We start from the raw sequence: 13,860 nt of genomic DNA, 5'->3' as shown, positions 1-13,860 counted from the left end.
AATTATGAAATTTTTTGATACCCACTGTCATCTTAATCTAGAGCCTTTAAAAGATCAATTTGATCAAATTATCACTGAATTGAAAAGACAAAATTGTTACGCCAATATTGTTGGCATTGATCTAGAGTCTAGTTTAGCTGCGGTGGAATTAGCAACTAAATCTGAAATGTTATTTTGTACAATTGGAATTCATCCAACTGAAGTACACAAACTGGATAATGAATCAGAAATAATTGCTGTTTTTGAAAATTTATTAAAAAATAAAAATAAAAATAAAATTATTGCAATTGGGGAAACTGGATTTGATTTTTTTCATTTTAGTGCTGAAGAATACACAACACAAAAACAAGTTCAAGAAAAATGATTGCGAATTCATTCTGCGTTAGCTAAAAAATATGATTTGCCATTAATATTGCATGTGCGTGATGCTCACGCTGAAATGCTAGTAGAACTTCAACAAAATCAACATTATGGCATTATCCATTGCTTTACTCAAAATTATGAGATAGCACAGCAATATTTGAGTTTAACAAATAAATGATTTCTTTCTATTCCAGGAGTTTTGACCTTTAAAAAAGCAATTGACATTCAAGAAGCAGTGAAACAAATTTCGCTAAATAAATTGTTAATCGAAACCGATGCTCCATGATTGGCTCCTATGCCGTATCGGGGGAAAACTAATTATCCACAATACTCATTAGAAACTTTGAAAAAAATTGCTGAACTTAAATCACTTGATCTAACAGTTTGTGCTGAACAAATTTTTGCCAATACATTAGAAATTTTCAAACTCAATAAAGAAAATTTAAGATAAAAAAACCGACTGTTAATTCAGTCGGTTTTTTTATCTTATTTAACTGGAAAAACCTTGAATAATTCGTGAATTACTCCATCTTCAGAATTAGATTTATCAGTAATTTTTTTAGCATAAATTTTAGCTTGAGTAACACCATTCGATAATGCATAAGTATTACAAGGCATTTTCAACATGGTTAAGTCATTAATGTTGTCACCAAAAATATAGATATTTTGGTAATCAACATTGTAATAACTTGATAAAAATTCAACCCCTAATTTTTTAGTTGCATAAGGGACACCAATTTCCATAAAGAAAACATCACTATTCTCATACTCCCAACACTGAATTAATAAAGTGGTTGCAATGTTTTTGATGTGAGAAAACAAATAATTAACTAAACTACGATTTTTAAATTTAGTTCGAATGTATGCAACTTCATGATGACAAGAGTTATAGTAATTTATTAAAAAATCATTAATCTCTTGAGAGGAGTGCAAATTATAAGTTTTTTCTACCGTTGTTACAACTGTTCATTCCATTTGATCAACAAAAACTTGATCATTAAAAATTGATTGAAGAAAACTCTTATCAAACGTAAAATAACGAGGACTAAAAGTTGGATCATTTGGTTTGACAATTTGACAAGAATTACAACAAACAGCAACAGTGTCTAAATTAAGTTGCTGATAAATTTCTTGAGTTTCTTCCCAGTTTCTTCCGGTTACTAAACATAAGATTAAGTTAGAGTACTGGGATCTCAGTTTAGTCAAACCATCAATTGTAGTTTGAGTTAGTTTGTGATTGTTATTTAAAATGGTGCCATCAATATCACAAACTACTAAAGTTTTCTGACTATTCATTTTTTAAACTATCTACCTTTGATGAATCAATGTGCATTTTAGGATCATTTTTAAGTGGTGGTTTTACATAATTAGCACCTAAAGTGGCTGGATCTTCGATTAATTTGAATGACTGAATGGTTCTTAATAAGATATCCTGATGTTCTTCAATGGTCATTCAAGGAATTTTAATAGGATTAATACGACTAGTTTCCAACAATCGGCTGATTTTATCTTTTGCTAAATAAAATTGTTTAACTTGACCATTTTCTTTATATGCTAAAAAAGCATTATCCTGATCAACATCAATTGTAATTGCTCGAGCATTAGCGGCTAATAAATGTAATTCCAAATTACCCATTGCATAAAGAGGAACTCGACCAAAACAAGCTAAAGTTTTAGCGGTTAAAGTAATTAATCGATCACTATTAAAACGAGATGGACCGTTGTTAACATAAATTGCATTAATGTCATTTTTACTTAAATTGTTTTGAGTCAAAAATTGGCGAACGTTATTCAATAGTGATTCGCTAATTTGGTTTTGAGGGAATTTTTGTGATTTAAGTGAAATTGATTTTGGTGTTATTGTTACTAAAGCTAAAATAACATCGTTTTTTAATGGGCCTAAATATAAAGCGTATTCATTCTTTTTATTATTCATTTTTTAAATCCTTAAATCGCAATTGGTGATATTTGGTATCAAATTCTTGAGGTCACTGACTTTTAAAACTAATTCTTTTTTTAGTAACCGGATGATCAAACTCTAAGTAACTGGCATGCAAATATTGTCCAAATAAATCGCCAGGAATTTTATGACCATAAAGATAATCATTTAAAACCGGATTATTAATGTGAGCTAGATGAACTCGAATTTGATGGGTTCGTCCAGTTAATAAATTACATTCTACTAAAGTATGATTATGTAATTGCTCGAGTTCATTTACTTCTGTAATCGCATCTTTTAAATCTTTTTGAGCATTCACACGCATTTTTAAAGTCCCATCATTGGATCGTCCAATTGGTAAGTTAATTTTTAAATGCTTATGAGGCAACTTCCCTTGAACAATAGCACAATACTTTTTAATTACAACTTTTTTTTCAAAATCTAACAAGATTTGTTTTAAAGCTGTTTCTGTTTTAGCCACAATCATTAAACCTGAAGTTTCTTTATCAAGTCGATGAACCAAACCATTACGTAACAGATCAACTGCTTGTGGATTTTGGCTAAAATAAAAAGCTAAAAAATCAGTTAAAGTATCGTTCTCATTTTTGCTTGTAGGATGAGAGAGTAATCCAGATGGCTTATCAATAATTATGATGGCATCATCCTCATAAACAATTTTAATCTGGGAAAAAATTGGTTGATTACTAATCTCTCTCTGGTTTGTTTCAATAATTGGGATTGTTTCTGATTGATTAATTTGAATGCGATATTCTAGTTGATCTAAAATAAATCCAGGTTTCGAAATTATTTTATCATTAACAATTATTTGATTATTTTTAATTCAATTTTGCACTTTAGTTTTTGTTCATCCGAGTTGATCAGTTAAATATTTATCTAAACGAATTTTGTTTTTTTCGGAATTGTTAAAGTGAATAATTTTTAAAATCATAGTTTGAATTTTATCAAAATAAAATTTGAGTTATTCTTGTTAAATTTTTTAGAGTAATTCTAACTAACAATAAAAAAATTTGCCCTTAAAAAATTAAGAACAAATTTTAATTATTTTAAGTAAAAATTACAATTTAATTTGCTTGTTGGCTACTAGTTGTTGGAGCAGGTGTGGTTGGAGTTGTTGCAGGAGCATTAAGCACTTGATTTTGATTGTTTGGAGCAGCAGTTGTTCCAGCTGCAGCTTCATTTGCCATTTTTTCTTTATTATCAGCTTCTTGCTGCCATTCTCTTAAACCAATAACATAAAGTTTATGACTACTTCTTTGAATTGCATCAGGGTCATTAAAGTTTCTGTTGATAAAACTAATTTTACGATTTAATGCTGCTTCGGGATTCCGATTAAAAGGAGTAGTAAAACCAAGAACAGTACCGCGATCAAATTCGCTTAAACCATCTAAAATTTCTTGACCCTCTTTAAAGTATTGTTCTACAACATCAGCATTACTTACGGTTGAACTAGTGTAACCAGAATATTTTTCTTTAGGTAAAGTGATAGTTAAACTTTTGTTACCATATTCAAACCCCTTAATGGTTGTAGTGGTCTGAGAATATAAATCAGCAGCGATATCATATGCTGCTTGAGCATAGTTCTTAGTAATAGAACTAATGAAACGATACGACTGAGTTGGATAAACCAATGATTGGTCAACATCAATTCCCACAACGTAAGCAAAATCAGCATTTTTGCGATAGTAACGAATGGTTGATTCAATCCCAGGATTACCAGCTACAGGCAAAGTAGCTCGAGTTGTTTTATTTAACACTTGTTCAACAGTATCGGTTAATCTTTTACTGTTGATATCTGATGAAGATAAATTAATTTGGTCGGTGGTAATTTGTACACGGTTTTTATAATCGGCTAAAAAATTATAAGCCAAAACACCATCTAAAAAACCACGGTTATACTGGGTTACACTTGGGACACTTGCTGAACCAAAAGTACTAATGCCTCGTTCTTCACGATTATTAAAAGAAGTAGCAATATATTTAGCAGTAGCATAACCAACAACGTATGCACTGTCTACAACATCAAAATTATAAGAAATGGAATTACCTTTAGCAAAATCTTCAGGAAGTTGGAAATCAACTGCGACAAAAACAGTTCTTCTTCGATCCATTTGAATTTTATTGGCTTCGTAGAACTCCTTAACACCTTCAAATTGCTCACGGCCAACTAAGAACCATAAATTGACATTACGTTGTAGAGCATCAGCATAACCTTCTGATGGAGTTTTATATTTAGGATCATTTAGCTTAACAAAGTAAGGTTCACGAACTGATGGAGTAATATTTTTCATCTGTTCACTTAAGTGCAATACACCGGTTAGTGTAGATTGGGTAACAGAATTATCGTCATATTCACCCCTAGCACTAAAAACACCAATTCGACTCTCTCTTGTTAAATCAGTAGTTCGAAGACTATCATTCAGAGTGACAGGATTTTTTGGTCTTGTAGTTCCGCAAGCTGCTAAAAATAAAGCAGAAGAAGTAGTAAGGACCATTAAAGTTGGTACAATTTTTCTCTTCAAAAAATATTTTTTCATTCGTATGTTATTTTAATTTTTATGACGTTATCAGATCATTTTTCTCACGTTAGAATAAGTCTGTCGAGTAAAAATGAATAAAAAACTTCAGTTAAAATCATAAGATTTAACTTTATTAAATTATAAACTTATATTGAATTTTATTAAATGCTGATTTTTATCCAAAAATCAGCATTTTTTATTTGTTATTAAGAACTAAAAGATCCCAAAATAATCAGTATTTATCGGGATATTTACTAAGTAAATTAATATTTCTTACATTAAAAAAGACCATTTTGAAAAAAATTACCACTTTTTGGTTAATTTCTAAAAAATGGTCTTTTTTAATTACAAAATACGCGAAAAACGAATTTAAGATTAGAACTAGAAAAATGAATTTGAAGCAGAGGAACTAATAATGAATTACATGAAAAACTATGAAATGAATCATGATGAGATGTTATCCAACATGATTGAAGAAAAACAAATTGGTCTTTGTAAGAAAGAATTAAAAAAGCTTTTTATTTTGGGTTCATATTATGCGTTGCATCATATCAATACTAATCGATATGATGCGTTTATTAATGCTTATAATCATCGCGAAGTTTTAAGTTATGTGTATTTAGCATTTGCATATGCGTTAAAGCAATTTCGCTGACAAGAAAATACAAGCATTAATTCTTTTAGAAATTATTTTTTTGAATTAATTCGGTTTTATACAATTGCAGAATTTAAGTTAATTACTCATTGGAAAACAGCTAGCCAGTATAAACACTTAGAAAAAGATCAAAGTAATTTTGTTACTCCAGCTTATGAAGAAAGCAATCACTTAATTAATGTGCAAAAAATTAATACAATTAAAAAAATGTTAGTTAATTTAAACCCAATTTACTTAAAAATTATCGAAGGTAAATTACAAGGTTTTTCACATAAAGAAATTGCCAAACAAAATAATGTACCTCCAGATTTTGTGCGTTCTAGCTTTCAGTATATCAAGAAAATTGTGCGTAAAAAATACTCTACTCTTAAAGAATTAGAACGAACGATTTAATTTTTTTCTGCGATATTTAATGGTTTTTTTGGTAAAGAAATAAGAACCTAAAAAAACAATAAAGATTAAACTTACAGCAAAAATTAAATAATTGGTAAAAAATCTTCAAGCAAAAATGCTATTTGCAATTTGGTTATTTAAATCGGCATTATTAATAATTTCTGAAAAAGAAACTAGTCCATTTAATGTAAATTGTAATGTTCCTTCTACATTAGGAATAGGCACAAAATTATTAGCAGTTGTACCGATGTTAATAATGTTAAACATTGTGTTTCATGGGATTAAAGCACCTGAAAAGGGATTAAAACCATAATAGAATAAAACAAAAATAACATACAACAACATTGTTGCCACAAAATTATTAAAAACCAAAATTAGAGTGTCTCATTCTAAAATTTCTTTACGAAAAGCAATTTTATAAGAAGCATTATTTTTATATTTTTCAACAATCTCTTCACGAGTAATATATTTCATTTTCAAAATTTTTCTAAAAAAATGAATTGTTGAAGAAATTGCCACATGTATACGTCGGGAATAATTAATACCAAAAATTAGAGCTAACATGGTGATATCGATTAATAAACCAAACATCACAATGTAATAAATGTAGGTAACTTGCCCACTTACAATTGCTGCTGAATTATCAACTGAATAGGCAATAAATGATGGTCAAGTAATAATTGTTTGCATTGCTGATCAAGCTAACAAATTAGTACCAATAATTGTGCCAATTTTTTGGCGCGATACCCCTTTGCGTGAAAGTCATCAAACAAAATAAGGTTCAGAACCGATGGAAAAAGGAGTAATCATTTGCATGAAGACTCCAACAAAACTGTGCTTAATTCAATCAAAATAAGAAATTTTTTCATGAACAACTTTTCTTAATTTGATGGAATAATTCAAAATACGAACTAGAAAAACAATAAAAAAATTAATGATTGATAAAACAATCGCCAAGATTAAAAAACGATTAGTATCATCTAAATTACTAATCGTTTGTAATAAATTATGAAAGTCAATATCAAGCACAAATTTAATTACAATAACAATTAATCCAAATAATAAAATGGTTCAAAGTACAATTCCAATAATCTTTTTCTTATCAAAAAAGTTGGTGAATTTAAGTGGGTATTGGAATTATTGATTGGATTTTTAATCATGAAAATTTAATTATTTTATTGCAAATTAACTAAAAAAATTTCAATGTCACGCTGTAATTTCTCATAAATTTTTGATTAATTCTATAATCAATTTAGTTTTAAGTATAATATTAAATATTTATTATTCGAATTAAACTTCTATGAAATTTCAAATTGCGATTGATGGACCATCTGGAGTAGGTAAAAGCGCTACAGCCCAAAAAGTAGCTAATGCCCTAGATTTTTTATATGTGAATACTGGGTTTTTATTCAGAGGTCTAGCTTATGTTTTTCAACAAAAAAAATTAGCTAATCCCCAAATCACGATCGAACAAATGATAGAAGAATTAAGAAAGCAACAAAATTTTGCGTCAGTAGATAATCAAATTTATTATCAAAAAAAATTGATTAATGATTTTTTATCTAATTCAGAAATTGCAAAACTAAGCTCAGAATTATCACAAAATCTGAACATCCGTAATTTTATTTTGGATTTAGAGCGACAAATTGCAAATAACCAACAGGTTGTTATGGAAGGCCGAGATATTGGCACAGTTGTTTTACCAAATGCATTTTTAAAAATTTTCTTAACTGCTTCTGTTGATGTGCGTGCTCAACGTCGATTTAGTGAATTAAAGAGAATGGGGAAACTTAACAACCAATCATTAGACGAAATTAAATACGAAATTTCAATGCGTGATGAAAAAGATCGTAACCGCGAATTAGCCCCTTTATTAAAGGCTGAAGATGCGATTGAAATATTAACTGATAATTTAGATCTAGAAGAAGTTGTGTTAAAAATAGTTGGCATTTTTCTTGAAAAACTAAAAACTTCTTATCCAAATAATTAAAAAATCAAACTACTCAATAAAAAAACCAAACAATTTTGTTTGGTTTTTTTATTGAATTTGTTCGGGAGGAGTCTCAGAAGACAAGTTTTTGGTTTGTGCTTTTTTTAACTGAATTGGTTTATCAAATAATTTATCTTCATCAATAGTTTCAATGTTAATAGCGATAACGGTTTTTTTATTTTTAGCTCGTCAGATTAAAGCAGATACTTTGGATTCTACTATTCTTTTTAAATCTTTTAATTGCACTTTTTTGGTCGGATCATCAAAGTAAGTTTTTAAATCGGTATGAATATGATAAACAATACGCTTAAATAAATCCATTGAATCAAAAGCATAAAATGATCCTGCAGTCGCTAGAGGAGAAATGGATAAAACTTTTCGTTTTTTCAAGTCAACATAAACTTGACAATAAATTACACCATTTTCACTTAATTCAAAACGATCTTTAATAATTTTATTACCTTCTAAAGTAGCATCATTACCATCAATATAAACTTCAGAAGCATCAACAGCTTCATTGTTGGAATGAGATACAACTCCGTTTAGTAAATATAAAACTTGGCCATTACTGATAATGAACACATTTTCTTTAGGAATGCCTAATTCAGATGCGCTTTTTTGTAAAGCCCGCAGCATTTTATATTCACCATGGATGGGCACAAGATATTTAGGATTCATTAGACTAATTAATAGTTGTTGTTCCATTTTTGCCCCATGACCAGAAGAATGAATTTTTAAATTTGCTGAATTATAGTACAGACGACAACCAGATTTGCTTAAACGATTCATTAATTCATCAACACTAACAAAATTACCAGGAATAGCATTTGAAGATAAAATAACTGTATCGGTTGGTTTTAAACTAATTCAAGCATGACGTCCTTTAGCAATTGTGTTTAAAGCAGCAGTATCTTCACCTTGAGATCCGGTACAAATAATCATGATTTCTTTATCGGGATACTGATCAATATCACGAGCTTGAATCATGAATTTATCATCAAATCTTAGATAACCAATTTTTCGTGAAACAGTTACATTACCAACCATTGAACGACCCACAATAACTAATTTACGATTTCGTTTAATTGCAATCCGAATAATTTCTTCAACTCGACCTAAATTAGAAGCAAACGAAGTAATAATGATTCTCCCTGAACAAGAGCTAATTAAATTATTTAGTTCTAATAAAACATTGTCCTCACTCTCATTAAATCCTTCATTTTCGGCATTGGTTGATTCACACAATAAAACATCAATGTTCCGCAAAGCAATTTTAGAGATTTTAGAAATATCAGTTTTATCAGCGTTGTTCCCAAAATCAAACCGAAAGTCCCCAGACGAAGCAATGTTGCCATTAGGAGTTGTTATTGCTACACCAAATGAATCAGGAATGGAATGGTTTACGCGGTAAAAATCAATTGTAAAGTGTTTGGTTTGAAAAACAGATAGATCAGAAAAAACTTCTGCTTTATTTAAAACGGCTTTTTTGTGTTCAGATACTTTACGTTTAATTAATTCCAAAGCAATAACTGGAGCATATACAACAGGAATATTAATTTTTTTCAGTAAATAGGGTACACCACCAATGTGATCTTCGTGACCATGGGTAATGACTAAAGCTTTAACTTTGGCTTCATTTTCTTTTAAATATGAAAAAGAGGGAATAATTCCAGAAATTCCTGGTAATTCTTTTTTGTTTGCAAATTTAATGCCGCAATCAACAATGATGATTTCATCATCATGCTCAATACAATACATATTTTTGCCAATTTCTTCAATCCCACCTAAAGCAAAAATTTTAGTTGGAATTTTATTTGGTTCTTTAAAAATGTGTTTTTGTCTCTCTGATCGTTGATTATTTAAATATTCTAATCCGCCCACTTTCATCCGAGGAATTCGAGAAGTTTCAACTAAATTATTTTTTCCTAAAAAATCCCGTTCAAAAGTTTGGTTATGATCAGCATTTTTGGTAAATAAATTTGGGCTTTTAGCTTTTAATTGGGGTTTTAAAACTTGAACAAATCTTTTAGAAGTTCCAAGTTTAGGTTGACTAGAAACTTCTTTTTTTTCTTCTGGTTTAAATAAATTTTTTTTGTTGGGATTATTTGGATGCTTTGAATTTATTTGAGGAGTTTTAAAACTTTTTTTTCGGGAATTATGATTATGAAAATTTGGTTTTTTCTCATGATTAGAAGTTAATGAAATGTCATTAGATTTATTAACTTCATTATTGAAATTTTCGTTAGTGGTTTTTTTGTTTTTAGATTTTAAGTGATTTGATTCAAATTCTTTTTTATTCATAATTTTTATTCGATTCTAAATGCTCCTTCTTTTACTTTAAACGGTTCGGTTTTGGAAATGCGATCATAATAAAGAACACCATTTAAATGATCAAATTCGTGTTGAAAACAAATGCTTAAGAAATTATCCATTGCATACTGTTCATCTTGATTGGTAAATAAATTAAAAGCTTTGACAATAATTTTTTTCTTTCGATAAACATAACCTTCATATTTGGTTTCTACGCTTAAACAACCTTCACCAGTCGATAAATATGAATCTTGAAGTGATTCAGAAACAATAACTGGATTAGCTAATAAATATTTATGTTCAATTTCAATCGGTTCATTTGCTTCATTTAGGGGATCAGGTAAATATTCCCGAAAATGAATGTACATTATTCGTACTGGAACACCTAATTGAGGAGCAGCAATTGCAATTCCCTTTTTAATACCCAATTGATCTGCAGTGTCATCAAAAGTAGAATCGATGAAAGCTTGCATTTTAGCAATTAATTCTAAGTGTTCATTGGATAGAGGTAATGTAACGGGATTACACTTTACCCGTAAAACATCGGCGGGATCAATCGCTAACCAATTGTTATTAGGAATGAGCTTTTTGTGATTATTCATAATTTATGTTTGAATTATTAAATTTCATGAAAAGTTGGTAAACAGTTTCTGGATCTTCAATCATGGCCACATGAGCAATGTTGTTTAGTTCTACAAATTGTAAATCTTTAACATAAGTATTAAAAAATTCACGCAAAATATCAGACGGACAAATAGGATCTTTTTCTCCAGTAATAACAAAAAAAGGCAGAGAATTTTTTTGATATCCTACTAAAATTTCGGCAAAAGTTGCATCACTTTTTAAAGAGTGATAAAGATCAAGCATATGAGAATTATGACGTCCTTCAATCTCAAACCGTCTTTGTAAACCTCTTAAAAAAGCAGGATTGCTAGTTGATTCTTTACCTTTTGCATATAAAGACTCGTATAAGAAACGGTATTTTTCAAAGGTATCAGCAAAAAAATATTCCTCTCAATCACGATTTTTTAATTTTTCAGCAGGAACAAGTGGAGAGATTAAAGTGACATTTTTAATTAAATTAGGTACACGAGAACTAACAACAGCAGCAACACCCCCACCCATAGAGTGAGCAATTATACTAATATTTTTTAAGTTTTGGAATTGAATAAATTCAATAGTTGCTTCAATAAGCTGTTCAAAATCTAACGGACGAGTCCGAATTGGCGAACCATGACCGGGTAAATTTAAGCCATAAAAATCATTATCAGTGATCAAATTTAACAGTCCAAAGGCTGCTTTATAACTTGATCAAAATCCATGAATAAACAAAATGGGATTTTCTGGTTTTTGATTATTTTTAAAATGGAAGTCAAAATTCGCCAATGTTTTTACCCTAACCCTAACAAAGTATTTCGATATTTACCATTTTTAGATGGTTGTTTTAGTTTGCGTAAAGCTTGAGCTTCTTTTTTGCGAACTCAATCAAAAACAATTTTTCACTCTTCATCAGTGTAATCTTTGTTTTTATCGTGATTAGGCAATAATAAACTATTGTCTTTGTTGCTACGAACGATATGATGTTTATCAGTTTTTAATAAGCATTTAGCAATCATTTCAGTACTCATGGAATTTTTATATGGTTCAAGTCCATAACGCATCATAATTACTTCTAGTTCATCACGCTCTAAAGTATTTTCTAAAAATTCCAAAAGGGTTTTGGTTTTGAATTCTTTTTCGGCTGCTTCTTCGGGATTATCCATTTCATTATCTTGAACAAAATCAGAGAAATTGGAATCCTCATCATGAGCAATTGGTTTGTCTAAAGAAACTAAATCCACATTCAACTTTCGAATCTCAATAATTTTTTTAGGAGTATATGTTGAATCTTGTTTTGCTAATTCTTGAGAAATCTCTTCAGCTGTTGGATCATGTCCCAATTTAAGGGTTAAATAACGTTCGACCTTAACAACTTTATTGATAGTTTCAACCATGTGAACCGGAATACGAATGGTTCGAGCTTGGTCAGCAATTGAACGAGTAATTGCTTGACGAATCCATCAGGTAGCATATGTTGAAAATTTGTTTTCTAGTTTATAGTCAAATTTTTGAATCGCCTTCATTAAACCCAGCGAACCTTCTTGCACTAGGTCTTCTAAGTTTAAACCACGGTTCAAATATTTTTTGGCAATAGAGACAATCAAACGTAAATTAGAAGTAATTAGTTGATGGGTTGCATATTCACGAGTTGCAGGATCTAACATTAATTTTGCTAATTCAGTTTCTTGTTCTTTGGTCAACATTTTAGAATAACCAAGTTTGGATAATAAAGCTTTGTTTGGGTCGCGAATTTTTTCGCCCATACTTGCTTGACCATAACCTTTAGAAGCCTCAAGCACATTATCAATTTCAAAATTGGAATGTTCTTCCATTTCTTCTTCAGTTAACTCAGTAATTTTGATTTTATTATTAGCAAATTTTTTAGCAATAATTCGTCATTTATCATCACTAATTGGTGCGTAATCTTCTAAATAAAGAGCTACAACATCATGGCTTAATTTATTTTTCCCTTTTTTCACTCCCAAAGCTTGAGTTACTAAAGGATCTAAATAACGATTAATTTTTTTAGTATCAAATTTATTACGTTTGTTATTGATTTCAAACAATTGCTGATCTAAAATCACGCTATTACTTTTATTTTTTAAGCTTTCTTGATGAGCGATTCGTTTATCGATAATTTCTTTAACCTTCATCAATTCTTGATACACTTCATCGTAGCTGGCTGCATTTTTAACAGAATTAGAGTGTAGACGGCGTTTTTTTACAACTCCATCTTTCAAAATGTAAGTTGATTTAACGGTTTTGGTTTTATCAGAGACGTTTTTATTTCTAGTAATTTGCTTTTTGGTTTTAGCACTAACAGTTTCATCACGTTTATTTTTAGCTGATCCAGACCGAGAAATCAACTGCATTTTTTGTTCTTTCTCAGCGCTATAAACAACATCAGTTTTGATGTCTTTTTGCTTTTTTTGTTTTCGAATTTTGTCAGAAACAATTACTTTTTTTAAAACAGCTTTTTTTGCTTTAGTTGCAGTTTTAGTTTTATTTGAAGCTGCTGCTTTTTTAGTTGTTGTTTTTGTTTTATTCTTTGCTTCAGTAGCTTGTTTTTTAGTTGCAACTGCAACTTTTTTCTTGACTGTTGTAGTTTTAGTAGAACCAACAGCTTTTTCTTTTTTGATGACTGGTTTTTTAGATTCAGCAGTAATTTTTTTAGCAACTACTTTTTTTTCTTTTGTAACTTCTTCTGTTTTTTTGACAGCACCTTTTTTGGTAGTAACAGTTTTTGTAACTTTTTTTACTACTGGTTTTTTAGTTTTTACTTCAGCTTTTACTGGAGTTTTTTTAACAGTTTCTTTTTTTGGTAGACTAACTACTTTTTTTGTAGATGACTTCAAATTACTCTTTGCAGATGCAACAGTTTTTTTATTTGCGACAGTTTTAGCCACGATTGTTCCAATACCCTTTATTTCTAAAACAAAATTAATCTTTTTACACTTTGCCTGATTCAATAAAAGATTCAGAAGTCTATATTATTTTGATTGAGAAATTCAATTAACTTTAAATCAAATCAAATTAATTGAAACTATACTCAGGATCTTTTATTTTATCATAT

The 13,860-nt window shown here is 29.6% G+C and carries 11 protein-coding genes and 1 pseudogene; 3 read left to right on the top strand and 9 right to left on the bottom strand.

From position 1 onward, the window contains the following. The first annotated feature begins 4 nt into the window (after positions 1-4). A complete protein-coding gene (locus NPA10_RS04315) occupies positions 5-814 on the top strand; it encodes a TatD family hydrolase (RefSeq protein WP_256547479.1) in 810 nt (269 codons plus the stop codon). Positions 815-849: 35 nt separating this feature from the next. On the opposite strand, the gene NPA10_RS04310 is transcribed toward NPA10_RS04315, so the two are convergent. The 4 genes from NPA10_RS04310 to NPA10_RS04295 all read right to left on the bottom strand — a co-directional run bounded on the left by NPA10_RS04310 (position 850) and on the right by NPA10_RS04295 (position 4,842). After that, a complete protein-coding gene (locus tag NPA10_RS04310; protein WP_256547478.1) occupies positions 850-1,659 on the bottom strand; it encodes an HAD-IIB family hydrolase in 810 nt (269 codons plus the stop codon). Next, complete coding sequence (locus NPA10_RS04305; protein WP_256547477.1) at positions 1,652-2,299, bottom strand: hypothetical protein; 648 nt, start codon at positions 2,297-2,299, stop codon at positions 1,652-1,654. The genes NPA10_RS04310 and NPA10_RS04305 overlap by 8 nt, the downstream gene beginning before the upstream one ends. Beyond that, on the bottom strand, positions 2,292-3,251 hold the full coding sequence (locus tag NPA10_RS04300) for an RluA family pseudouridine synthase (protein WP_256547476.1): 960 nt from the start codon (positions 3,249-3,251) through the stop codon (positions 2,292-2,294). Before NPA10_RS04300 ends, NPA10_RS04305 begins: the two co-directional genes overlap by 8 nt. A gap of 133 nt (positions 3,252-3,384) precedes the next feature. After that, complete coding sequence (locus NPA10_RS04295; protein ID WP_256547475.1) at positions 3,385-4,842, bottom strand: BMP family ABC transporter substrate-binding protein; 1,458 nt, start codon at positions 4,840-4,842, stop codon at positions 3,385-3,387. A 412-nt stretch (positions 4,843-5,254) separates the two neighbouring features. On the opposite strand from NPA10_RS04295, the gene NPA10_RS04290 reads away from it, so the two are divergent. Next, positions 5,255-5,887: an RNA polymerase sigma factor gene (locus NPA10_RS04290; RefSeq protein WP_256547474.1), complete on the top strand. Its 633-nt coding sequence runs from the start codon at positions 5,255-5,257 to the stop codon at positions 5,885-5,887. Here the strand turns inward: NPA10_RS04290 and NPA10_RS04285 are convergent. Then, positions 5,870-6,916, bottom strand: coding sequence for a lysylphosphatidylglycerol synthase domain-containing protein (locus NPA10_RS04285; RefSeq protein ID WP_256547473.1), 1,047 nt, complete (start codon positions 6,914-6,916; stop codon positions 5,870-5,872). The two genes, NPA10_RS04290 and NPA10_RS04285, sit on opposite strands and share 18 nt — an antisense overlap. A gap of 271 nt (positions 6,917-7,187) precedes the next feature. Here NPA10_RS04285 and cmk point away from each other — a divergent pair, with 271 nt between their 5' ends. Beyond that, entirely contained in the window at positions 7,188-7,877 is a 690-nt protein-coding gene (gene cmk / locus NPA10_RS04280; protein ID WP_256547472.1) for a (d)CMP kinase, read from the top strand. Between the two features lie 159 nt (positions 7,878-8,036). Here the strand turns inward: cmk and NPA10_RS04275 are convergent. From NPA10_RS04275 to NPA10_RS04260, 4 genes and pseudogenes are all read right to left on the bottom strand, one after another. Beyond that, a pseudogene (locus NPA10_RS04275) lies at positions 8,037-9,707 on the bottom strand (ribonuclease J); the annotation flags it as partial. 476 nt (positions 9,708-10,183) lie between these two features. Then, a complete protein-coding gene (def, locus tag NPA10_RS04270) occupies positions 10,184-10,789 on the bottom strand; it encodes a peptide deformylase (protein WP_256547471.1) in 606 nt (201 codons plus the stop codon). Next, a complete protein-coding gene (locus NPA10_RS04265; RefSeq protein ID WP_256547470.1) occupies positions 10,782-11,573 on the bottom strand; it encodes an alpha/beta fold hydrolase in 792 nt (263 codons plus the stop codon). The genes def and NPA10_RS04265 overlap by 8 nt, the downstream gene beginning before the upstream one ends. A gap of 5 nt (positions 11,574-11,578) precedes the next feature. Further along, positions 11,579-13,693 (bottom strand): sigma-70 family RNA polymerase sigma factor, encoded by a 2,115-nt coding sequence (locus tag NPA10_RS04260; RefSeq protein ID WP_256547469.1) that lies wholly within the window; start codon positions 13,691-13,693, stop codon positions 11,579-11,581. Positions 13,694-13,860: the final 167 nt, after the last annotated feature.

This window comes from Mycoplasmoides fastidiosum (assembly GCF_024498275.1).
Lineage (GTDB): Bacteria > Bacillota_I > Bacilli_A > Mycoplasmatales > Mycoplasmoidaceae > Mycoplasma_N > Mycoplasma_N fastidiosum.
Note: the sequence above shows the minus strand (reverse complement) of the source record. Positions and strands in the feature narration are given on the sequence as shown.